The 22,917-nt window shown below is 52.7% G+C and carries 23 protein-coding genes; 13 read left to right on the top strand and 10 right to left on the bottom strand.

Translation table 11 applies throughout. The features are described 5' to 3' along the window. Positions 1-82: 82 nt before the first annotated feature. Genes coaBC through P2G53_RS13560 form a run of 5 tightly spaced genes read left to right on the top strand, consistent with a single transcriptional unit; the run spans position 83 to position 5,088 of the window. A complete protein-coding gene (coaBC, locus tag P2G53_RS13580; RefSeq protein WP_275818149.1) occupies positions 83-1,297 on the top strand; it encodes a bifunctional phosphopantothenoylcysteine decarboxylase/phosphopantothenate--cysteine ligase CoaBC in 1,215 nt (404 codons plus the stop codon). Between the two features lie 18 nt (positions 1,298-1,315). After that, entirely contained in the window at positions 1,316-2,704 is a 1,389-nt protein-coding gene (locus tag P2G53_RS13575) for a phosphomannomutase/phosphoglucomutase (RefSeq protein ID WP_275818147.1), read from the top strand. 56 nt (positions 2,705-2,760) lie between these two features. After that, positions 2,761-3,660 (top strand): acetylglutamate kinase, encoded by a 900-nt coding sequence (gene argB, locus P2G53_RS13570; RefSeq protein WP_275818145.1) that lies wholly within the window; start codon positions 2,761-2,763, stop codon positions 3,658-3,660. Positions 3,661-3,669: 9 nt separating this feature from the next. Further along, positions 3,670-4,263 carry a nucleoid occlusion factor SlmA gene (gene slmA, locus P2G53_RS13565; protein WP_275818143.1) on the top strand — a complete coding sequence of 198 codons (594 nt, stop codon included), beginning with the start codon at positions 3,670-3,672 and terminating at the stop codon, positions 4,261-4,263. Positions 4,264-4,281: 18 nt separating this feature from the next. Further along, on the top strand, positions 4,282-5,088 hold the full coding sequence (locus P2G53_RS13560; protein WP_275818141.1) for a sulfite exporter TauE/SafE family protein: 807 nt from the start codon (positions 4,282-4,284) through the stop codon (positions 5,086-5,088). Here the strand turns inward: P2G53_RS13560 and P2G53_RS13555 are convergent. From P2G53_RS13555 to gpmI, 4 genes are read right to left on the bottom strand one after another with little or no spacing between them, the layout of a single operon-like run. Further along, a complete protein-coding gene (locus P2G53_RS13555) occupies positions 5,044-5,865 on the bottom strand; it encodes a divergent polysaccharide deacetylase family protein (RefSeq protein WP_275818139.1) in 822 nt (273 codons plus the stop codon). The genes P2G53_RS13560 and P2G53_RS13555 overlap by 45 nt on opposite strands. Continuing rightward, on the bottom strand, positions 5,862-7,157 hold the full coding sequence (locus tag P2G53_RS13550; RefSeq protein WP_275818184.1) for a S41 family peptidase: 1,296 nt from the start codon (positions 7,155-7,157) through the stop codon (positions 5,862-5,864). The genes P2G53_RS13555 and P2G53_RS13550 overlap by 4 nt, the downstream gene beginning before the upstream one ends. Before the next feature lie 37 nt (positions 7,158-7,194). After that, complete coding sequence (locus P2G53_RS13545) at positions 7,195-8,340, bottom strand: peptidoglycan DD-metalloendopeptidase family protein (protein ID WP_275818137.1); 1,146 nt, start codon at positions 8,338-8,340, stop codon at positions 7,195-7,197. A 20-nt stretch (positions 8,341-8,360) separates the two neighbouring features. After that, positions 8,361-9,917 carry a 2,3-bisphosphoglycerate-independent phosphoglycerate mutase gene (gene gpmI / locus P2G53_RS13540; RefSeq protein ID WP_275818135.1) on the bottom strand — a complete coding sequence of 519 codons (1,557 nt, stop codon included), beginning with the start codon at positions 9,915-9,917 and terminating at the stop codon, positions 8,361-8,363. Between the two features lie 183 nt (positions 9,918-10,100). On the opposite strand from gpmI, the gene P2G53_RS13535 reads away from it, so the two are divergent. From P2G53_RS13535 to secB, 3 genes are read left to right on the top strand one after another with little or no spacing between them, the layout of a single operon-like run. Next, complete coding sequence (locus tag P2G53_RS13535) at positions 10,101-10,511, top strand: rhodanese-like domain-containing protein (RefSeq protein WP_275818133.1); 411 nt, start codon at positions 10,101-10,103, stop codon at positions 10,509-10,511. Beyond that, positions 10,511-10,786, top strand: coding sequence for a glutaredoxin 3 (gene grxC / locus P2G53_RS13530; protein ID WP_275818132.1), 276 nt, complete (start codon positions 10,511-10,513; stop codon positions 10,784-10,786). The genes P2G53_RS13535 and grxC overlap by 1 nt, the downstream gene beginning before the upstream one ends. Before the next feature lie 9 nt (positions 10,787-10,795). Further along, on the top strand, positions 10,796-11,302 hold the full coding sequence (gene secB, locus P2G53_RS13525) for a protein-export chaperone SecB (RefSeq protein WP_275818131.1): 507 nt from the start codon (positions 10,796-10,798) through the stop codon (positions 11,300-11,302). Between the two features lie 42 nt (positions 11,303-11,344). On the opposite strand, the gene trmL is transcribed toward secB, so the two are convergent. The 4 genes from trmL to glnA all read right to left on the bottom strand — a co-directional run bounded on the left by trmL (position 11,345) and on the right by glnA (position 16,043). Continuing rightward, the gene (gene trmL / locus P2G53_RS13520) at positions 11,345-11,818 is read right to left on the bottom strand and encodes a tRNA (uridine(34)/cytosine(34)/5-carboxymethylaminomethyluridine(34)-2'-O)-methyltransferase TrmL (protein ID WP_275818129.1); all 474 of its coding nucleotides are present in this window, start codon (positions 11,816-11,818) and stop codon (positions 11,345-11,347) included. A 54-nt stretch (positions 11,819-11,872) separates the two neighbouring features. Next, positions 11,873-13,306, bottom strand: a complete 1,434-nt coding sequence (glnG, locus tag P2G53_RS13515; protein ID WP_275818127.1) for a nitrogen regulation protein NR(I) — start codon at positions 13,304-13,306, stop codon at positions 11,873-11,875. Then, complete coding sequence (gene glnL, locus P2G53_RS13510) at positions 13,290-14,372, bottom strand: nitrogen regulation protein NR(II) (RefSeq protein ID WP_275818125.1); 1,083 nt, start codon at positions 14,370-14,372, stop codon at positions 13,290-13,292. The genes glnG and glnL overlap by 17 nt, the downstream gene beginning before the upstream one ends. 264 nt (positions 14,373-14,636) lie before the next feature. Then, positions 14,637-16,043, bottom strand: coding sequence for a glutamate--ammonia ligase (gene glnA / locus P2G53_RS13505; RefSeq protein WP_275818123.1), 1,407 nt, complete (start codon positions 16,041-16,043; stop codon positions 14,637-14,639). 538 nt (positions 16,044-16,581) lie between these two features. Here glnA and typA point away from each other — a divergent pair. From typA to dtd, 3 genes are all read left to right on the top strand, one after another. After that, positions 16,582-18,399, top strand: coding sequence for a translational GTPase TypA (gene typA / locus P2G53_RS13500; RefSeq protein ID WP_275818121.1), 1,818 nt, complete (start codon positions 16,582-16,584; stop codon positions 18,397-18,399). A gap of 98 nt (positions 18,400-18,497) precedes the next feature. Next, entirely contained in the window at positions 18,498-19,448 is a 951-nt protein-coding gene (gene pip / locus P2G53_RS13495; protein ID WP_275818119.1) for a prolyl aminopeptidase, read from the top strand. 33 nt (positions 19,449-19,481) lie between these two features. Then, positions 19,482-19,919, top strand: a complete 438-nt coding sequence (dtd, locus tag P2G53_RS13490; RefSeq protein WP_275818117.1) for a D-aminoacyl-tRNA deacylase — start codon at positions 19,482-19,484, stop codon at positions 19,917-19,919. Here dtd and P2G53_RS13485 read toward each other — a convergent pair. Beyond that, positions 19,824-20,603, bottom strand: a complete 780-nt coding sequence (locus tag P2G53_RS13485) for a DTW domain-containing protein (RefSeq protein WP_275818115.1) — start codon at positions 20,601-20,603, stop codon at positions 19,824-19,826. The genes dtd and P2G53_RS13485 overlap by 96 nt on opposite strands. Before the next feature lie 6 nt (positions 20,604-20,609). Then, positions 20,610-21,107, bottom strand: coding sequence for a hypothetical protein (locus P2G53_RS13480; RefSeq protein ID WP_275818113.1), 498 nt, complete (start codon positions 21,105-21,107; stop codon positions 20,610-20,612). 80 nt (positions 21,108-21,187) lie between these two features. On the opposite strand from P2G53_RS13480, the gene P2G53_RS13475 reads away from it, so the two are divergent. Together P2G53_RS13475 and P2G53_RS13470 are read left to right on the top strand one after the other, a co-directional pair. Further along, positions 21,188-22,036, top strand: a complete 849-nt coding sequence (locus P2G53_RS13475) for an HDOD domain-containing protein (protein WP_275818112.1) — start codon at positions 21,188-21,190, stop codon at positions 22,034-22,036. A 92-nt stretch (positions 22,037-22,128) separates the two neighbouring features. After that, positions 22,129-22,896, top strand: coding sequence for a class II aldolase/adducin family protein (locus P2G53_RS13470; RefSeq protein WP_275818110.1), 768 nt, complete (start codon positions 22,129-22,131; stop codon positions 22,894-22,896). Positions 22,897-22,917 lie beyond the last annotated feature (21 nt).

Below are 22,917 nucleotides of genomic sequence, written 5' to 3'. Positions count from 1 at the left end.
GATAAGGTAGCGACTTCAAACCTGACGCAGGCTCAACGGGCGTCAAATCAACTGTGAACATGTCTCACGGTACTTTTCAGGTATGCACAGACTTACTAACAAGCGAATCATCCTTGGCATTACAGGGGGCATTGCCGCCTATAAAAGCGCCGAACTGACACGTGTATTAAAAGGTGCCGGCGCCGATGTCCGGGTTGTCATGACCGCCGCCGCTACTGAGTTCATTACCCCGCTAACCCTGCAGGCCCTCTCCGGCCATCCGGTGCACCTGCACCTGTTGGATACAGCCGCAGAAGCGGGCATGGGGCATATTGAACTGGCTAAATGGGCTGATCTGATACTGATCGCCCCCGCCAGCGCGGACTTCATGGCCCGACTGGCCACCGGACAGGGCGATGACCTGCTGACGACACTCTGCCTGGCAACCGATGCGCCAATCTGTCTTGCACCGGCCATGAATCAGGCCATGTGGCGTGACAGCAGCACCCAGCATAACCGTACGCTTTTAGAATCACGTGGCGTTCGCCTGTTTGGTCCAGGCATCGGCGAGCAGGCCTGCGGTGATACCGGCGCCGGGCGGATGCTGGAGCCTTTGGAGCTGGCCGAACTGGCCAGTCAGTGTTTCAGTTCCGGTAGTCTGTCAGGCAAAACCGTTTTTATTACTGCAGGTCCTACCCGCGAGCCGCTCGATCCGGTGCGCTATCTGTCTAACCACAGCTCCGGCAAAATGGGCTACGCCCTGGCTGAAGCCGCTATCGAGGCTGGCGCACGGGTCAAACTGATTACCGGCCCGGTAGCACTGACCTACCCTGACCGGGTGGAGTGCGTCCAGGTTGAAACCGCACAACAGATGCTTGAAGCCGCTCTGAACAATCTGGAGCAGTGCGACATCTTTATAGCCGCTGCTGCGGTTGCTGACTATCGCCCAACGGCAGTAGCAGAGCATAAGATCAAAAAAGGCGCGGAAGAGATCATGGAGCTGCATCTGGTGAAAAATCCGGACATTGTCGCCACCGTCGCCAACCATTCGGAACGGCCTTTCACTGTCGGTTTTGCCGCCGAAACCCGTGACCTTGTGGACTATGCCCGCAGTAAACTGGAACGCAAAAATCTTGATCTGGTCATCGCCAACGACGTTTCACAGCAAGGCATTGGCTTTGGTAGTGACGACAATGCCGTCACTCTGGTCAGCTTGGACAGCGTGACCAGCTTACCCCAAACCAGTAAACGACAACTGGCCGTGCGTTTAATCAGTGAAATCGCCAAACGCGCCAACGCTGTAGCACTGAACAGCTAACATCCCTTAGGAAAACTTATGCGTTACCCACTCCACACACTTGATCCAACCATTTTTCGTGCCTACGACGTGCGCGGCATTGTCGGTACAGCCCTCAGTGACAGCACGGTGTACCATCTTGGCCGGGCCTTTGCAGCCGAAGCCCGAAGCCAGGGCGTGCATCTGGTGCACGTGGGTGCTGATGGCCGGCTTTCGAGCCCTGCACTGAAAGAACTGTTCAGTGAAGGTCTCACAGACGGTGGGTGCGATGTGTGCGACGTGGGTTATCTGCCAACACCCGGCCTGTATTATGCGGCCCACCAGCACAGCGAATGCTCCGGCGTGATGATCACCGGCAGCCACAACCCCGCTGACTACAATGGTTTCAAAATGATGCTGGCCGGACACACTCTTTCCGGCGATGACATTCAGAAACTACAAACCCGTATTCGTGCTCAGGATTACAGCGAAGGTGCCGGCAGCGTGCAGCACCTGGATATTCGTCAGCAGTATCTGGAACGGATCCTGGGCGATGTTACCCTCGCCAAACCGATGAAAGTGGTCGTAGACTGCGGTAATGGCATTCCCGGTGATCTCGCTCCCCAACTGATTGAACGACTGGGTTGCGAGGCAATCCCGCTTTATTGTGAGGTGGATGGCAACTTCCCTAACCACCACCCGGACCCGGGCAAACCGAAAAACCTGCAAGATGCGATCGCCAAGGTACGCGAAACAGGTGCTGACCTCGGTCTGGCATTTGACGGTGACGGTGACCGTGTTGGCGTCATCACTGCCAAAGGCCATATTGTCTACCCTGATCGCCTGATGATGCTGTTTGCCGAAGATATTCTGTCCCGCAATCCGGGGGCGGAAATTATTTTTGATGTGAAGTGCTCGCGCCTGTTGGCAGAGGTTATCCGTAATGCCGGCGGTACCGCCACCATGTGGAAAACCGGTCATTCGCTGATCAAACAAAAGATCAAACAGAGCGGCGCCCTGCTGGGCGGTGAAATGAGTGGCCATATCTTCTTTAAGGAACGCTGGTACGGCTTTGATGATGCACTCTACAGCGCAGCACGCCTGCTGGAGATTCTGTCAGCCAGAACAGACGATGCCGACGCCCTGTTCAGCGCCTATCCGGAAGATATCAGCACCCCGGAACTGAACATTACGGTTACCGAAGAAAACAAATTCGACATTGTGGCTGATCTGCAACAGCTCAGCTTTGACGGCGGTGCTGCCAATCATATTGACGGGGTCCGGGTTGACTATCCTGATGGCTGGGGATTGGTGCGCGCCTCCAATACAACCCCGGTTCTGGTACTGCGGTTTGAAGCTGAATCCGAATCAGCCCTGAATCGGATCAGAACCGACTTTCAACAGAAATTACATGCGATTGATCCGGAACTGACCATTCCGGCCGAATAATACTGAATCATGCCCTCTCAGACCGGGGGCAATTGAACGATCAATAAGGAATTACCATGCCACTGTCCCGCAAAGAAGCCATCACCACTGCACAGGTGCTGAGTCAGGCGATGCCTTATATTCAGCGTTTTGTTGGTAAAACCATTGTCATCAAATACGGCGGTAACGCCATGATTGATGAAAAGCTGCAGAACAGCTTTGCCCGCGATATTGTGATGATGAAACTGATCGGTCTGAATCCGATTGTAATTCATGGGGGTGGCCCGCAGATTGGCCAGCTGCTGAATGACCTTAAAATTGAATCTCACTTCATCAACGGTATGCGAGTCACCGATTCCAAAACCATGGACGTGGTCGAAATGGTACTGGGCGGCATGGTGAACAAACAGATCGTGGGGCTGATTAACAGTAACGGCGGACAGGCTATCGGCCTGACCGGTAAAGATGGTCAGTTGCTGCGCGCCCGCAAACTCAAAGTGAAACACAAAACTCCGGAGATGGAAGCGCCCGAGATCATAGATATCGGACATGTTGGTGAAGTTGCCAGCGTCAACGTCAAGGTGCTGGATATGCTGGTCAACTCCGACATTATCCCGGTCATTGCGCCGATCGGTGTCGGTGAAGATGGCGCGTCTTACAACATCAACGCCGACCTGGTGGCCGGTAAGGTCGCTGAAGTGTTGCAGGCAGAAAAACTGATTCTGCTGACCAACATTGCCGGTCTGATGGACAAAGAGGGCCAGGTACTGACCGGTCTGACCACACAGCAGGTGGATGCACTGATCGAAGATGGCACCATCTACGGCGGCATGCTGCCAAAAATTGACTGCGCCCTGAGTGCCGTAAAAAGTGGCGTGACCAGTGCGCACATTATTGATGGTCGAGTGGAACACTCCTGCATGCTCGAGATCTTCACAGATGAAGGTGTCGGTACGCTGATCACCAACCGGGGTTAAGGATTTCGCATGAGTGAAGCAAAAATCAGCCGACGTGATCAGATCCTGCAGGCACTGGCTGAAATGCTTGAGGAAAACGCCGGTCAGCGTATCACCACCGCCGCGCTGGCCAAGACGGTCGGCGTTTCGGAGGCGGCCCTGTATCGCCATTTCCCCAGCAAAGCGCGGATGTTTGAGGGACTGATCGGCTTTATTGAAGATACCGTGTTCACCCGCGTCAGCACGATTCTGCAAAATGAAACCAACGGGGTTCGCCAGTGTGAGCAGATCCTCACCCTGGTTCTGACCTTTGTCGAGCGTAATCCCGGTATGGCGCGCCTGCTGACCGGCGAAGCACTGACCGGCGAAACAGATCGCTTACGCCAGCGTATTAATCAGTTTTTCGAGCGCCTGGAAACCCAGTTGAAGCAGATTCTGCGTGAAGCGGAACAACGCGACGGTCTGCGCACACACAGCCCTGCTGGCACCACAGCCAATCTCTATATGGCAGCCATTGAAGGACGGATTCGCCAGTTTGTGCGCAGCGAGTTTCGTCGTCGCCCTACAGAATTATGGACTGACCAATGGACCCGTCTGGCTGAAGGCACCTTCCGGCCTGTTTAAGCCGGTCCTAGTCTGAACATGGACCTGTTACTCGAACAGCTCAGCCTGCTGCTACTCTCGCTGGTCGCCAACGGCCTCTCGGCCATGGCCGGCGGGGGTGCAGGGCTGCTGCAGTTGCCTGTACTGCTGTTTCTTGGGCTGAACTTCAGCATGGCCCTCGCTACCCACAAAATTGCCAGCGTTGCGCTTGGTGTCGGTGCAACGCTCAGGCATATGAAAGAAGGCAAACTGGACTGGCGGTTTTGCAGCTTTATTCTGCTGACCGGTCTGCCCGGTGTCATTCTGGGCGCCGACCTGATACTGGATATTCCGGAAGGCTGGACCGTTTTTTCCCTCGGGGTGCTGACCGGCGGACTCGGGCTCTACTCTGTCTTTAAAAAAACGCTGGGGATGGAGCATGCCCCCAAACACCGTGACCTCAATGGCATGATCATTGGTGGGCTTGGCCTGTTTTTTATCGGCACCCTGAATGGCTCACTGACCTCAGGCACCGGCTTGTTTGTCACCCTCTGGCTGGTACGCTGGTTTGGCCTGGACTACAAAACTGCTGTCACCTATGTACTGATCCTTGTCGGCCTGTTCTGGAACAGCACCGGCGCCATCACCGTGGGCCTGCAGCAGGCACCGCGCTGGGACTGGCTGCCCGTGTTGATTCTGGGCGCTATTGCCGGTGCGTATTTGGGTGCACATATTGCCATCAGTCGCGGCAATGGACTGGTGAAAAGAGCATTCGAAACTCTGACCATTCTGGTGGGCTGCAAACTGATCTATGACGGGGTCTTAATGCTCAGCGCAGTTAACCCGACCCTGGGGCTGACAGAATAGATCCTTCAGACGCTGCGGAATTCGATCCGGTATAACCAACAGGCGGGAGGCCGGGACCAGTTCAATCCCCTGAGCTGATAAGCGAGGAATGTTTTCCTCCAGAAAATCGAGGGTTTCCGGATAGGGATGACCAATCAAAACAGCAAAACCCTGTGAGCGTGCTGTATTCAGTGCCAGCGCGTATTGCTGCTGCAGATCCTGAGTGTCCACTTCGTTATCGAGAAAAACATCCCGAATCAGGAACGGTACACCGGCATAATGGGCCACCTGCCAGGCAACCGATTCAGGGTTGGTAAAACTGTCGATGAAAAATAGATCTTGCTCGATCAACACCGACATAACATCGGCCATACTGGCCATATCAGTCGTCATGACACTGCCTGTGTGATTATTAATACCGACCACATGGGGCACAGAAGCCAGTGAATTCAGAAGTACGGATCGTTTGGTATCAGTCGGCATTTCAACCAGCAAACCACCCTTGCCTAGCCAGCGGTCATGTGAATTTTCCATCGGTTGATGCAGCAGGATTTCACGCTGCAAGCCATGCGCGCGTTCTGCCAGTCGTTTGGTAAAGGTTCTATGTGGCAGGAATGCCAGCGTCACCGGGCCTGGCAGATCAACAGCGCGTTGTCCAAGCTTAAGGTTGTCGCCAAGGTCATCAATCACGATGGCAAGTTTGGGTGAGGAAACCTCGGCAGCACTTATCTGCCAGGGTAACAGCAGGGCAAAAAGCAGCAGGCACAATTTTTTTGTGCCTGCTTTCACTGAATTCATCGCTGGATAATGACCAGAGCCTTCAGCAAACCAAGCGCTTCATAAAGCAGGTAATCTTTGCTGGCCAACGCTTTGCTGTCTTTATTAGCTTGTTTTTGCGGGATGGAAGAGCCATTTTCAAGGTGCCCGCTCAATTCACGCTCCTTGATGAATTCAGGTTGCTCTTCCCTTAATTTGAGTTCTGCATCTTCTACCCGAATATCCGGCACAATGCCCTGGGCCTGAATCGAACGACCACTTGGCGTGAAATACCGCGCAGTAGTCAGCTTCAGAGCACGATCTTCACTCAGCGGCAGAATAGTTTGAACCGAACCTTTACCAAAACTGTCCTGCCCCATAATGACTGCGCGTTTCTGATCCTGCAGGGCACCCGCCACAATTTCAGAGGCAGACGCAGAACCGCCATTTATCAACACCACCACCGGAATATTATCGATCGTGGTAGTGGGCGTCGCACGAAATTCGTGTTTCGCTTCTTCCAGTCGTCCTTCGGTGTAAACAATCAGTCCCTCTGACAGGAAAGCATCACTGACCTCTACAGCAGCCTGCAACACTCCGCCCGGGTTGTTACGCAGATCAAGTATCAGACCTTTCAGCTGCGCTTCTGCTTTGAGTTTCTCCAGCTGACGATTCAACTCTTTGCCGGTATCGACCTGGAACTGGGTAATCCGCAGGTAACCGTAGTCGTTATCCAGCAAACGACTTTTTACGCTGGCGACCTGAATTACCGCGCGCTCCACTTCAATCTCCAGGGGTTTTTCTTCCCCTTCACGGATAATGGTCAGCAGCAATGTAGTGCCCGGCTTACCACGCATCAGCCCAATCGCTTCATTGAGATCCATACCCTGAACGGCACGATCACCCAGTTTGGTAATCAGATCCCCTGCTTTGACACCGGCACGCTGCGCCGGGGTATCGTCAATGGGGGCGATAACACGCACAAAACCATCTTCCATACCCACTTCAATCCCCAGCCCACCAAACTCACCACTGGTATGTTCCTGCAGATTGGCAAACTCGTCTTCAACCAGGTAAGTGGAGTGTGGATCAAGCCCTGCCAGCATTCCCCGCAGGGCATCTTCCAGCAGTTTGGCATCACTGACCGGTTCGACATAGGCCGATTTGATGCGCTGAAAAACTTCGGTAAACAGTCTCAGCTCTTCGAGGGGCAACTGATTTTCCTGCGCTGCAGAGGTCTCCGCCTCAGCAGCCTGAACAGGAACAGACGCGGTCACCCCCAGTGCCAGACATAACCCCAGCGCACCGATCAGTTCGGACCATTTAACCGTCATACTCATAATCTGTTCCTTATTGTTCTCATCTTCCGGCCTAACGCCGGCTTAGCCACCCCGAGGGATTCTGTGGCTCTCCCTTGTATCTGACCGCAAAATACAGCCCTGTTTCCTGGCGCCCGCCGCTGTCACCCACCGTAGCGATGGCATCGCCTGCAGCAACCCAGTCACCGGCTTCTCGCAACAACGTCTGATTGTATCCGTAGAGGGTCATGTAGCCGTTGCCATGATCCAGAATTGTCACCAGACCATAGCCACGTAACCAGTCAGAAAACACCACGCGACCGTGATGAACCGCACTTACAGTCTGTCCGGCATCGCCCTGAATCCAGATTCCATCATAACTGATATTGTTTTGCATGCTACCAAAATCCCGACCGATCCGGCCTTTAACCGGCCAGGCGAGACGTCCCTTACGCGTCTTGAAGGGGGTATCATCCGCCACCAGCGTAGCGACATTGAAACTGGCCTCAATCTCTTTCAGGACAGCCTGCAAACGGGTTTGATCCAGCTTCAGCTGTTTGAGTTCACCGCCACCCTGTTGCAGCGCTTTTTTCAGCGCAGCCAGATCTGTCTGCCGCTGTTGGCGCAACTGCTGCAGCCGGTCCAGTTCCTGCTGCAGGCTGGCCTGCCTGTCGAGAATTGCCTGCCGGGTTTCAGCAAGACGGCTATCGGTGGTTTGTAACGCTTCCAGTTGCGTCCGGAAGGCACGAATATCGTTCGCCAGGGTCTGACTTAAAGCATCGTGATAGCGCAGCATGCGGTCCAGCGCTTCTGGGTCCTGCTGATTCAGGAGCATCTCCAGCCGCGGTTGCTTGCCTGCTGAATAACGCACTTTTATCTGCTGCTCGAGCCGTATAGCCCGCTGCTTCAGATCTTCCAGGATACGCGCCTTTTTCCCCTCCAGATCAGTTTCCTCACCCCCTAAGCTGGCTAACTGCTGATCCAACTGTCGGATCTCACGGGCAACCTGACCGGCTTCCTGCTCCGTTTTTTTCAACGCAGCCGTAACCGATTTGGAGTCACCTTCCTGAGCCCGGAGTTTTTCCGTCAGCTTTTCAATGCGGGACTGGAGCTGTTTGATCTGCTTTTGAGTGGCGGCCTTATCCGTGGCCGAAATAGAGACGAGTGGGGCCAGCAACAGCATGAGCCCCAAAAGTAGAGTCGCCTTGTTCACCGCCATGCTGTGAACAGCCCTGCCAATCAGTGCTTGAACTGCACCAGGGACTGACCTGTCATTTCATCTGGCGGCGGCAGGTCCATCAGCGCCAGCAGGGTCGGCGCCAGGTCACACAGCGCACCGTCAGCCAGCTGGATGCTGTCCTGACGAGGGCCCGCATAGATCAACGCTACCGGCCAGTTGGTGTGAGCCGTGTGTGGCTGACCGGTTTTTGGGTTGACCATCAGTTCAACGTTGCCATGGTCGGCTGTGATCAGTGTCTCACCACCCACTTCCGCCATCGCGGCCAATACCTGTGCCAGACTCTCATCAATCACTTCGCAGGCTTTCACCGCGGCATCAAATTTGCCGGTATGACCCACCATATCGCCGTTGGCAAAGTTACAGACAATCAGGTCAAACTTGCCACTCTTAATTGCCTCAACCAGTTTTGCGGTTACCTCAGGTGCACTCATTTCAGGCTTGAGGTCATAAGTGGCCACATCCGGAGAGGGCACCAGAATCCGCTCTTCACCGGGGTAAACCTCTTCCTGGCCACCGTTAAAGAAGAAGGTCACATGAGCATACTTTTCAGTTTCAGAGATACGTAATTGTGTTTTCCCCAGCCCTGACAGGTATTCACCCAAATCATTGTGAATTGCCTGCGGCGGATAGGCACAATCAGCCTGAATATCGGCAGCGTACTGGGTCAGCATCACATAACCACACAGCTGAGGGCGTTTGCGACGCTCAAAACCGGTGAACGTTTCGCCTTCAGTAAAGGCATAGGTAATTTCACGAGCGCGGTCTGGACGGAAGTTGGCACAGATCATGGCATCGCCATCATTGATGGTTGCCACCGGCTGGCCATCGGCTGATACCAGCACCGTAGGTGCCACAAACTCATCATTTTCGTTCCGCTCATAAGCCGCCGACAATGCATCCAGGCCACTCTGTGCCTGACAGGCCGCTTCACCCAATGCCATGGCATTGAACGCTTTTTCAATTCGGTCCCAGCGCTTATCGCGATCCATCGCAAAATAACGGCCACACACCGTAGCCAGTTGAGCAACGCCCAGCTCATCACACACCGCCTGCGCCGCTTGCAAAGAGGGTTCCGCAGAGCGTGGTGGCATATCCCGACCATCAAGAATCGCATGCAGATAGACTTGTTTGGCCCCACGCTGTGCTGCCATTTTCATCAGACTGAAAATATGCTCTTCATGACTGTGAACGCCACCCGGTGAAAGCAACCCCATAATGTGTACCGCCTTATTGGTCGCAATCGCCTGATCCATTACTTTGACCAGAGCTGGATTACTAAAGAAATCACCGTCAGTGATTGCTTTCGAAATGCGGGTAAAGTTCTGATACACAATACGACCGGCACCAATGTTCATGTGCCCCACTTCTGAATTGCCCATCTGCCCTTCAGGCAGGCCTACAGCAAGACCTGAAGTTTTAATGCGGGCATTTGGATAGCTGCTCAGCAGGCTGTCCCATACCGGCGTATATGCGGCAGCAATAGCAGAGGACTCAGTCTGTTCAACACCATATCCATCAAGGATGATCAGGGCTTTAGGAGCACGTTGTGCAGTCATATCGGGCAAAAGACTCATTTTAAACTGGGGAAAACGCCAATTTTACTGCGATTCCAGCCTCAACGCTAACCTGCGCTATGGCCGACCGAAACCGCAATTGAAGTTTACCCCTTATGCCACTGTGGTTCGCATTGTATACTTACCGCCTCACACTAACCGTCACGTGCGATGCTTGGAAATACAATGGATCAACTACTTGAATTTATTAGTAATCATTATCTATTGATCGCAGCCTGGGTGTTCACCCTGATCATGCTGCTGATGACTGAAAGCCGAAAATCAGGCAAATCAGTCAGTCCGTCTATCGCTACCCAGATGATCAACAAGGAAGATGCTGTCGTTCTCGATATCCGCGCCAAAAAAGAGTGGGCCGCAGGACACATTACAAATGCAATCAACATCCCCCTGGCTGATCTGGATCGCCGGATAGGTGAACTTGAAAAACACAAACAACACCCCATTGTTGTTGTGTGCAACCTGGGACAGTCCGCCTCAGCTGCGACGAAAAAGCTCAAAGATGCAGGTTTTAATGCCGTGCGCCTGTCAGGCGGCATGACAGAATGGAAAGGCCAAAGCCTGCCAGTGGTGAAATAATGCAACCGAATGTTGTGATCTACACCACGGCCTGGTGCCCCTTTTGTATCCGTGCCAAGATGCTGCTGGAACATAAGCAGGTCGCTTACACAGAAATAAAAGTGGATAGCGACCCGGCTAAACGACAAGAGATGACTGAGCGCAGCCAGCGCCGGACTGTACCTCAAATTTTTATCGGCGATACCCATGTCGGCGGCTGCGATGACCTGTTTCATCTGGAAAGGACCCAAGCGCTGGATCCCTTGCTGGGCCTCACCCCGACCACAGAACAATAAGGATTAGATATGTCTGAAGAAAATCAAACTGCAGGCCAGCAGGCTGCGGGACCTCAATTTGCCGTACAGCGCCTGTACATCAAAGACGCCTCATTTGAAGCACCAAATATGCCGGGCATCTTTACCAAAGGCTGGAAGCCCGAAGTAAACCTGGAGCTGAACAACGCATCCCGTCGCATTGGCGAAAACGTGTATGAAGTTGTCCTGACGCTGACCATCACAGTAAAACTGGAAGAAGAAACCGCTTACCTGGTTGAACTGCAGCAGGCGGGTATTTTCACTATCAGCGGCCTGGGCGAAGCTGAACTGCACCACACCCTGGGTGCATTCTGTCCAAACCTGCTGTTCCCGTACGCGCGCGAAACCGTTGACAGCATGGTCACCAAAGCCAGCTTCCCGGCATTGATGCTGCAGCCAGTCAACTTTGACGCCATGTACGCGCAGCAGATGGCGCAACGTCAGGCCAGCCAGCAGGCAGCCGCTGAAGCTGAAGCTGAAGCTGAAGCAAAGCACTAAGACTGACACACAAAAAACGGAGCCGAGGCTCCGTTTTTTATTTCAACTGTTAACCGCCCCGGGATAACCCAGCTGTCGCCAGGCCTCATACACCACCACTGCGCAGGCATTGGAAAGGTTAAGACTGCGACTATCAGGACACATTGGCAACCGCAGCCACTGCTCGTTCGGCAATGCCTCTCTCACCTCCAGTGGCAAGCCACGCGTTTCCGGCCCAAGCAGCAACACATCCCCTTCGGAAAATTTTGCCTCAGAATGACAGATATGCCCTTTCGTGGTCAGCGCCCACACTTTTGCAGCGTCGGACAAGGTCTCGTAAAAGCTCTGCAGATCAGGATGCACCTTAACTGCAGCAAACTCATGATAATCCAACCCGGCACGGCGCAGGCGTTTGTCATCCAGCTCAAAACCCAACGGCTCAATCAGATGTAGCTGAAAGCCCGTGTTAGCACACAATCGAATAATATTGCCGGTATTCGGTGGAATCTCCGGCTGATAAAGCACAACATGCAACATAAAAAAATCCCCGCAAGGGCGGGGATTATAGAAGATTAAGACACAAAAGCAGACTTAAAGATCATCCGCATCATCACCCTTACCGTCTTCCATGCCCAACTCTTTAATCTTACGCGTCAGCGTATTTCGGCCCCAACCAAGCAACTCTGCAGCATCACGCCGACGACCCGCCGTATGCTTCAGGGCGGTTTCAATCATGATACGCTCAAAAGCAGGAACCGCTGCATCCAGCAGACTACGCTGCCCCAGACTCAACTGCTGATCAGCCCAGTTACGCAGACTGTGTTCCCAGTTACTGCCGGTCACTGCCAGCTCCTGACTGCGCTCCATCAACTCCGGCGGCAGATCCTCAATCAATACTTCGCGGCCGGTTGCCATTACGGTAATCCAGCGACAGGTGTTTTCCAGCTGACGCACGTTACCGGGCCAGCTCAGATTACAGATATGCGCTTCGGTTTCCGGGGTCAGAATTTTAGGTTCAACATTTAACTCTTCACCGGACTTTTTCAGGAAATATCGCGCCAGTCGCGGAATATCTTCGCGCCGTTCCGCCAGCTTTGGCAGACGGACACGAATAACGTTCAAACGGTGGAAAAGGTCCTCACGGAACCGACCCTGCTCCACCAGCTTTTCCAGGTTCTGATGGGTAGCGGCAATAATTCGCACATCCACTTTTACCGGGGTATGGCCACCCACGCGGTAAAACTCACTGTCAGCCAGTACACGCAACAAGCGGGTCTGAGCATCCGCGGGCATATCGCCGATCTCATCAAGGAACAGCGTGCCGCCATCAGCCTGTTCAAATCGACCACGGCGAGCCGCCGCCGCACCGGTAAAGGCGCCTTTTTCATGACCAAACAGCTCAGACTCAATCAGATCATGTGGAATCGCCGCCATGTTCAGCGGGATAAACGGCTTCTCGCGGCGGGGGCTGTGTTTATGCAGCGCATGCGCCACCAGCTCCTTACCGGTGCCGGATTCGCCGTTGATCAGTACGGTGATATTGGATTGAGAAAGTCGACCAATCGCACGGAACACTTCCTGCATCGCAGGCGCTTCGCCGATAATCTCAGTAGTATCCTCCGGCAACTGTTCAATATCACTGCCGCGCTGCTCCACCGCATGCGCCAGTGCGCGCTTGACCAAACCCACCGCATCATCCACATCAAAGGGTTTTGGCAGGTACTCAAAACCGCCGCCCTGATAGGACGCTACGGCTGAATCAAGGTCGGAATGCGCCGTCATAATGATCACCGGCACCTGTGGACAGTTGGTCTGTATGAAATCCAGCAGTTCCAGACCATCAGTGCCTGGCATCCGGATATCACTGATGATGGTATCAGGCCGGTCCATATCCAGGCGTCGGATTACAGCATCAGCATTATCGAATGATTCAGTATCAACGCCAGCGGATAACAACGCTTTTTCCAACACCCAGCGAATTGACCTGTCATCGTCGACAATCCAGACCTTACCTGGCAGATTCATGATTCAGCTCCAACGGTATAAAGATTTGAAAACGGGTTTCACCAGGACGGGTATCACACTCTATAAGGCCCTGGTGCTGATTAATAATTGATTGCGCAATGGAGAGCCCTAAACCGCTGCCATCAGCACGGCCACTGACCATCGGGTAAAAAATGCGCGACAGAATCTCTTCCGAGATGCCAGGGCCGTTATCGATCACTTCAACACAACAGACCAGACGGTGTTTCTCAGCACCCAGCGTGATCTGACGCAGCGCACGGGTCCTCAGTTGAATACAGGGGTTTTCAGTACCGGCCACTGTAAGCGCTTGCATTGCATTACGCACAATATTCAGAAATGCCTGAATCAGCTGCTCACGATCACCAATAAACTCGGGAATACTTGGGTCATAATCACGTTCGATACAGATACCCTGCTCTGTCTCTGCGGTGATCAGACTGCAGACACGTTCCATGATGGCGTGAATATTCACCGAGGTCATCTGCGGCAGCTTGCGCGGGCCCAACAGGCGATCAACAAGATTACGCAGACGGTCCGCTTCTTCAATAATGACCCGGGTATAATCGTGCAGCAGCGGTTCGTTTAACTCACGTTCCAGCAACTGAGCCGCCCCACGAATACCCCCCAACGGATTTTTGATTTCATGTGCCAGACCACGTACCAGGGAACGCGCCGTAGCATGCTGGGTCAACAAATCCTCTTCACGCTCGATCCGCATCAGGCGATCACGTGGCTGGATCTCAATCAGCAGGTACTTGGTACGTCCGATAAACAATGGGTTAACACTGTAATCAACCGTCAACTCATGCCCCGCCAGAGTGCGTAATTTGGCTTCACGCAGGGTATAGGGATGACCTGAAAGAAACGCCTCACGCAAATTGGCACTTTCCAGCACAGAGGCGGGGAACCAGTCCTTCACATCAGCTTGCTCAAGACGACGCAAACTGGCTTCAAGCAACATCTCTGAAGCCGGATTGGCATATTCCAGACCCAGGTCTTTATTCAGCATGAGCACTGCCGTGGAAAGGTTCTCTAGGATCTGCTTATGGCGCTCAAATTCAGGCACGTTTTATTCTCTCTACTAACTATCCAAATCTATTTGCAAAATGCGCACCAAGATTCAAATAGCGCCAAACGCCCCAAAACAGGGGGTTACAGACCCAGACACGGGCATCCTACTATCTACGCAACAACCATAGCGCACCATTTAAGTGCACACAATGCATCACGCCCCAGACTAATGCTTTTAAGCAACACCCAGATTTATCAAACGGAATTTCAGGTAAAAAAAAACCTCCACAAGGGAGGTTTTTTCACAGCTCAACTGATCTTATACGGAGTAGTACAGATCAAATTCAACTGGGTGAGTGGTCATGTTCACACGCGCATTTTCTTCACGTTTCAGCGCGATGTAAGCATCCAGCATATCGTCGGTGAATACACCGCCTTTAGTCAGGAACTCACGGTCAGTTTCCAGTGCATTCAGTGCTTCTTCCAGTGAGCTGGCAACAGTTGGGATTTCTGCTGCTTCTTCTGGAGGCAGATCGTACAGGTCTTTGTCAGCAGACTCGCCTGGGTGGATCTTGTTCTGAATACCGTCCAGACCCGCCATCATCAGTGCAGCAAAGCACAGGTATGGGTTAGCGGCTGGATCAGGGAAGCGAGTCTCGATACGACGCGCTTTAGCGCTGGTTACGTATGGAATACGGATAGATGCAGAACGGTTACGCGCAGAGTAAGCCAGCATTACAGGGGCTTCGAAACCAGGTACCAGACGCTTGTAAGAGTTGGTAGATGGGTTACAGATACCGTTCAGGGCTTTAGCGTGCTTGATGATACCGCCGATGTAGTACAGCGCCATTTCGCTCATGCCAGCATAAGCGTCGCCTGCGAACAGGTTAACGCCGTCTTTGGACAGGGACTGGTGAACGTGCATACCAGAACCGTTATCGCCTACCAGTGGCTTAGGCATGAAAGTCGCAGTTTTGCCGTACGCGTGAGCAACGTTGTGTACGCAGTATTTCAGAACCTGAACTTCGTCAGCTTTCTTAATCAGCGTGTTAGGACCAACGCCGATCTCGCACTGACCAGCAGTTGCCACTTCGTGGTGGTGTACTTCAACGTGCAGATCCATGGCTTCCATGGCATCACACATTGCAGCACGCAGGTCGTGCAGAGAGTCGATTGGTGGAACTGGGAAATAACCGCCTTTAACGCGTGGACGGTGACCCGTGTTACCACCTTCAATTTTGTGGCTGGAAGCCCAGGCAGCTTCTTCAGAACCGATGGAGTAACCACAACCACCGATATCTGCATGCCAGGTTACTTCGTCGAATACGAAGAATTCTGGCTCAGGACCAAACATAGCAGTGTCAGCGATACCAGTAGACTTCAGGTACTCTTCAGCGCGACGCGCAACAGAACGTGGATCACGCTCGTAACCCTGACCAGTTGAAGGCTCAACAATGTCACAACGAACGATAACAGTTGGAGCTTCAGAGAATGGATCCAGCAAAGATGCGCTGTCATCAGGCATCAGGATCATGTCGGATTCGTTGATACCTTTCCAACCTGCGATAGAAGAGCCATCGAACATTTTGCCTTCTTCGAAGAAATCATCGCCCATGTCGGTCACAGGGATGGTTACGTGCTGCTCTTTACCTTTGGAATCGGTGAAACGCAGGTCAACCCACTTTGCTTGACTTTCTTTGATCAGATTCAGAGTCTTCTCTGACATTGCCATTCTCCACACTTATAATTGTCAGGCGTGCGGTGATTAGCACCCCTGAAACACTGGGAAATAAACTCGGTGATACATTTGAGCAATCTTTATGCCAATACATAAGCCTCGTAAACGCTTGAAATTAAGGCGTCCACAACACTCATAACGGCAGCCCGTGCATCATTACTGTGCACATAGGTAAAATATGCACAATAATAGCGCAGACATGATTGCCTCAGCCATACGACTTCACCAATCCTGTGCAATGATAATCCAAGATGATCAAAAACGCTTGGCCTGCATGATTGAAAATTAGTTTTATCTTGCCTTGCCACGTACAAAAGCCGTCAGACCAACTGCCAATACTCCGCTTCCTTCAGGTATCACTACCCTGAAATTAAACGCGACCACCTTTAACTGATTATTTACCTATCCGCACCGACCTAAAACGGTTAAAATGCCGCCAACTTTTTATGTGCCCTTTCAGACTGCCCTCATAACGGCAGAGCCTTAGCGCATAACCCTTTTTAAACCTCACAAAGATCTTCTATCCATGTCGCTGAATATTAACAACCTTCGCAATATCGCCATTATTGCTCACGTTGACCACGGTAAAACCACACTGGTTGATAAACTGCTTTCACAGTCCGGCACTCTGGGCCGTCGCGATGAAGGCACAGAACGCATCATGGATTCCAATGACCAGGAAAAAGAACGCGGCATCACCATTCTGGCGAAAAACACCGCGATCACCTGGAATGATTACCGTATCAATATCGTAGACACACCGGGACACGCCGACTTCGGTGGTGAAGTAGAACGTGTACTGTCGATGGTTGACTGCGTATGTCTGCTGGTAGACGCCGTTGACGGCCCAATGCCGCAGACGCGTTTCGTTACCCAGAAAGCGTTTGACCAGGGCCTGCGCCCTATCGTTGTGGTGAACAAGGTTGACCGTCCGGGTGCGCGCCCTGACTGGGTCATCGATCAGGTATTTGATCTGTTTGACAGCCTTGGTGCCACTGAAGAGCAGCTGGACTTCCCGATTGTCTATGCTTCAGCGCTGAACGGCATCGCCGGCCCTGATCCGGACGCCATGGCGGACGATATGACGCCTTTGTTTGAAGCGATCATTGAACATGTATCACCACCGGAAGTGGATGCCGCTGGTCCTTTCCAGATGCAGATCTCTGCACTGGACTACAACAGCTATGTGGGCGTTATCGGTGTGGGTCGTATTACCCGCGGCACCGTATCAACCAACACACAGGTAAAAGTCGTTGACCGTGAAGGCAAGGTTCGCAGTGGCCGTGTACTGAAAATCATGGGTTACCATGGTCTTGAGCGTATCGATGTTGAACAGGCCCAGGCTGGCGACATCGTTTGTATCACCGGTATCGAAGAACTGAACATCTCTGACACCCTGTGTGATCCGAACACGGTAGAAGCCTTGCCTGCGCTGACCGTAGATGAGCCAACAGTCTCTATGACCTTCCAGGTAAATGATTCTCCATTTGCAGGTCAGGATGGTAAATACATCACCAGCCGCAACATTAAAGAGCGCCTGGAACGTGAACTGATCCATAACGTAGCGCTGCGCGTTCAGGATGGCGACAGCCCAGAAAAATTCAAAGTATCCGGTCGTGGCGAACTTCATCTCTCGGTTCTGATCGAAACCATGCGCCGTGAAGGTTTTGAGCTGGGCGTTTCCCGTCCGGAAGTTATTCAGAAAGAGATCGATGGCCAGATCCAGGAGCCTTATGAGCTGGTAATGATCGATGTTGAAGAAGCCCACCAGGGTTCTATCATCGAAGAGCTGGGCAAACGCCGTGCAGACCTGACCAACATGGAAGTGGATGGCAAAGGCCGGGTGCGTCTAACCTTTATGGTGCCTTCACGCGGCCTGATCGGTTTCCGCTCCCAGTTCCTGACAATGACTTCCGGTACCGGCATTATGACCTCCATCTTTGACCATTACGGTCCGGTTAAAGAGGGCGATGTTGCCAGCCGCATCAACGGTGTACTGGTATCTATGGTGACCGGTAAAGCACTGGGTTATGCCCTGTGGAACCTGCAGGAACGCGGACGCCTGTGTATTGATCCGAATATTGAAGTTTACGAAGGTATGCTTCTGGGCATTCACAGCCGCAGTAATGACCTTGCCGTTAACCCAACCAAAGGCAAGCAGCTTACTAACGTGCGCGCCTCCGGTACTGATGAAAACATCCAGCTGACGCCACCGATTCGTTTCACACTGGAACAGGCGCTGGACTTTATCGAAGACGACGAGCTGGTAGAGGTCACCCCTAACCACATCCGTCTGCGCAAAAAGCTACTCAAGGAACACGAGCGTAAGCGCTCTAAAAAGTGATCCGGCAATAAGGGCAGCTCAGGCTGCCCTTTTTCATATCTGGGCGTATTTGCACAGTGCACATATACTGTTATCACAAGGATTGACGGAGCTCACTGATGCGCACCCTTTACCCGGAAATATATGCCCACGCCGAATACCAGATCCGCGTCTCTTCACTGCACACCCTGTATGCTGAAGAGAGCGGTAATCCCAATGGCATTCCGGTCCTGTTTGTCCACGGGGGCCCCGGTGGCGGCTGCAGCCCACAGCACCGCCGCTTTTTTGATCCGGAAAAGTATCGCATCATTCTGTTTGATCAGCGCGGCTGTGGCCGCTCCACCCCTCATGCCTGCCTCGAAGACAATCACACGCAAGCGTTGATTGATGATATGGAGCAGATCCGCAATCAACTCGGCATTGATGAGTGGCTTCTGTTTGGAGGCTCCTGGGGATCAACCCTCAGCCTGCTATACGCGCAAGCTCATCCGGAAAGAGTCATCGGCTTGATCCTGAGAGGCATTTTCCTCTGCCGTCAACAGGATCTGAACTGGTTCTACCAGCAAGGAGCCGATGCCATTTTCCCTGACTACTGGCAGGACTACCTGCAACCTGTGCCACCCCTGAAACGGGACAATTTACTCAAGGCGTACCATGAGTTACTGACATCCCCTAACGAAGTTGCACGCATGGCTGCAGCAAAAGCCTGGTCTGTCTGGGAAGGTCGCTGCTCTACCCTCGACCCTAATCCGGATGTTGTGGAGCACTTTGCTGATCCTCATGTCGCACTCGCCATGGCGCGCATAGAGGCACACTATTTCATCAACCATGCCTTTATCGAAGCAGACCAGATACTGCAGAACTGCAGCACCATTGCCCATCTCAAGACCATCATCGTACATGGTCGCTATGATATGGTGTGTCCACTGAATCAGGCACATGCCCTGTATCAAGAGCTGCCTGAATCCGAGTTACATATTGTTCGAAATGCAGGTCATTCCGCTTTTGAACCCGGCATCACCGATAATCTGGTGCGCGCTACAGACAGCTTTGCCCTCGCTTTGGCATAATCGCCGCTTTACTGCTGATATCAGATATTGATTATGAAAGGGTTAATCCAACGGGTAACACAGGCGTCAGTTGCGGTAAACGGCGAGATCATTGGCCAGATTGATCATGGCATTCTGCTGCTGCTCGGGGTTGAAAAAACAGACTCTCAACAAACCGCCGACAAGCTGCTGCAACGGGTGCTGAACTACCGCATTTTCCCGGACGCTGAGGGCAAAATGAATCTGAATCTGCAGCAGGCTGAGGGAGGATTACTGGTAGTTTCTCAGTTTACCCTGGTCGCCGACACGCAGAAGGGGTTAAGACCGGGCTTCTCGGTTGCCGCCAGTCCCGCTTTGGGTGAAGCGCTTTATAACCATTTTCTGCAACAGGCGTGCTCACTGCACCCGCGCGTCGCCAGCGGCCGCTTCGGGGCTGACATGCAGGTCAGCCTGATCAATGATGGTCCCGTGACCTTTATGCTCAACGTCTGATGCCAGCTCCAGCAATTGTTTCAAAAACCCTTTGGCTGGCATCTCTTCATTAAGCGGCCGACTCAGACGTGCAGCACGATAGTGTTCATTAAACACCTCAAAATAGGCCATCAACACCTCTGCTCCGACGCCATCACCAATCATTGCCAGCAATTCAGCGGCGACTTCAGCGGTACACAACTGCCCCGGCTCAACCGCCTTCCGCAGATGATAACGGCTGGACGAGGGCAGCTCTGGCAAGGTAATCACCGGCAAACCCTGCAGATAACTGCTATGGCGGAACATGCGTCTGGCCTGACGCCAGGTACCATCTAACAGAATGAACAACGGACGCTTCTGAGACCCGTCATACGTCACCATACGATGCTGATAATCATCCCCTTCCGGAAACACCAGATAAGGTTGATAACGTACATCCTGTAACAGCTGCAGAAACTCCGGGGCAGGTTCAGTTCTGGACCATTCAAAAATTTTGGTATCACTGAAACAATCCGCAATCAGCCTGCCGGTGTTTGTCGGTTTGAAACGCTCATTGTGATGCATCAACAGCACAAAACAGGCTTCAGCCTGACCCGCAATCTTGTATTCACAGATACAGGCCCGCTGCCCCAATAAACATCGGGGACAACGTTCTATACGTGAACCTCTGGCGATAAAAGGCTTAACAGGAGCGACTGGGTTCATGATGCATTACTGAAGCGTGGGCGCTTTAATCTGAGTATCAAACAGGTTTTTAGGTACACCCCAGTCAAGGGTTTGGGCACCTTTATGCAACAGATGCAAGAACTGATGCAGTTCATCAAGGGTCAGCACTCCTGTGGCGACTGGTTCTTGATCCTGACCATAGAACTTTAACTGAAAACGCCCGTTACGGTGACTCACATCCAAACGATGGAGTACGTCCGCTTGCTCTGTTGTCAGGCTTTGATCTTCCCGTTCAACCTGAACATTCTGCTGCGCTGACTCGTGATAGAACTGAGCCAGCTCCGCTTTATGAGGCTGCGCGGCCTGTTCTGAGCTTTCCTGCATTTTACTGAGCATTTCAGGCATCGCGGTGATTAACCGGACCACCAGTCGGCGTGTCATCCAGAAATCAATTCGCGGATCGGCACTCTTGAGATTACCCACCAGCAGAATTCGATCTTCTATTGGATCAAATTTCAGGGTAAATGCCGCAATATTAATCATCTGGATTCCTGTGCCGATTAAAATTGGTTAAGGTTAGATATAAGATCACCGATTGCAGTTTCCGGTCCAAGGACGCCCCCATGCCCAGCCAACTGAATGCCTTTCGTTTTGCCATTCCGCCCAGACCGGAGGTGTTAGTTACCATCAATCAGTTACTTAAAACAGAAGACCCCGATATTCCGGCGATCTGCAAACTCATCAAGCAGGATGCTGCGCTCTATTCAGCCGTTCTAAGCACCATTAACTCAGCAGCATTTTCACTGGTTCAGCGTATCACCAGTATTGAACATGCCGTATCCCTGCTGGGAGTGGGCCGTTTGTACAACATTGTACGCTTAAGCGCACTGAAAAACAGTTTATCCACCCGTTGCAGCCTTGAACGTTTCTGGGACAGTGCGGCAGAAATTGCCCAACTCTGTTGTTTTATTGCCCGTAATTTCAGCGCCCTGAACTCTGAAGATGCCTATACACTTGGCATGCTGCACGACTGTGGTATCCCGTTGATTCTGGCCGAAGATGAAAACTTTAAACAGATGCTGCAGCAGCTGAACAGGTTGCCGATTGCCGAAATAGAACAGGCTCAGCTAAAAGCCTATGGCACAAGTCACTTTCGCCTGGGCGCCAAAATGCTCCATGACTGGGGCTTTTCCGACGATTTATCGCGTGCAGTCGCAGCACAACCCCACTTTCAGGATGTGTTGGCACAACCTGTGGATGAACGCGAGACCATGCGCTTCGGGCTCAGCTGCCTGACCCTGGCCCGGGATATCAGCGATAGCTACCGCCGGTACTGGCGCATGACTGACCGTACCACCCAGTTGCACGAACTGGATGCTGCCCTCAAATTCCTCGGCCTAACCGATGAGGAATATCTGGATATGAGAGAAGATTGTGCGGATTGGCTTACCGCCACTGCCAGTCGCTCATAGCTGCCGCCCTTCCCTCTCTGCTACAATTCGCTGAGTTTTCAATACGGCCATCTTGATCATTATTTGTGGCCTGTTATGTGCGGAGTGAAGCGATGTTTGAGCTGCCGACCCTAAACCTTCAGGGCAAAGTCAGTGAAGAGGAGTGGCAGATTCGAGTGAATCTGGCTGCCTGTTACCGACTGGTTGAACACTTTGGCTGGGGAGATTTGATTTATACCCATATCTCAGCCCGTATTCCCGGCACCGATCATTACCTGGTCAATGCTTTTGGCCTGGGCTTTGACGAAGTGACCGCGTCTAATCTGGTGAAAACCGACCTTCAGGGAAACATTCTGGATGACACGCCCTTTGAGATTAATCCGGCTGGTTTCACCATTCACAGTGCAGTACATGAAGTACGCCATGATGCTCACTGCGTTGTTCACCTGCATACCAATGCCACCATTGCGGTCGCGACACTGGTAGAAGGGCTGCTGCCTCTGAGTCAGTACTCCACCTTTTCGCTCTCCTCCATGGCTCATCATGGCTATGAAGGGCTGGCCGTAAACCCCGCAGAGAAAAGACGCTTACAGGAGGATCTTGGCGATAAGAATCACCTGCTGTTACCCAACCACGGCGCCCTGACAGTCGGACCCACCGTCGGCGATGCGTTTATGCGCATGTACGACCTGCAGCGGGCCTGTGAGGTACAGCTGCTGATTCAGGCCACCGGCCAACCCGCCATGTCAGTGGCACCTGAAATCCTGCAGGGCATTTTCAATCAGGCCAAAGTGGTGCACTCCGGCTCTACGGGCGGCCAGAAAGCATGGCCCGCCATGTTACGCAAAGCCTACCGACTTGATCCCGGCTTCTGTCTATAAATTTCCGATCACAAGGCGATT

This window comes from Neptuniibacter sp. CAU 1671, from assembly GCF_029222905.1.
Lineage (GTDB): Bacteria > Pseudomonadota > Gammaproteobacteria > Pseudomonadales > Balneatricaceae > Neptuniibacter.
The sequence above is the reverse complement of the archived record's forward strand: the minus strand, read 5'-3'. Positions and strand labels throughout refer to the sequence as shown.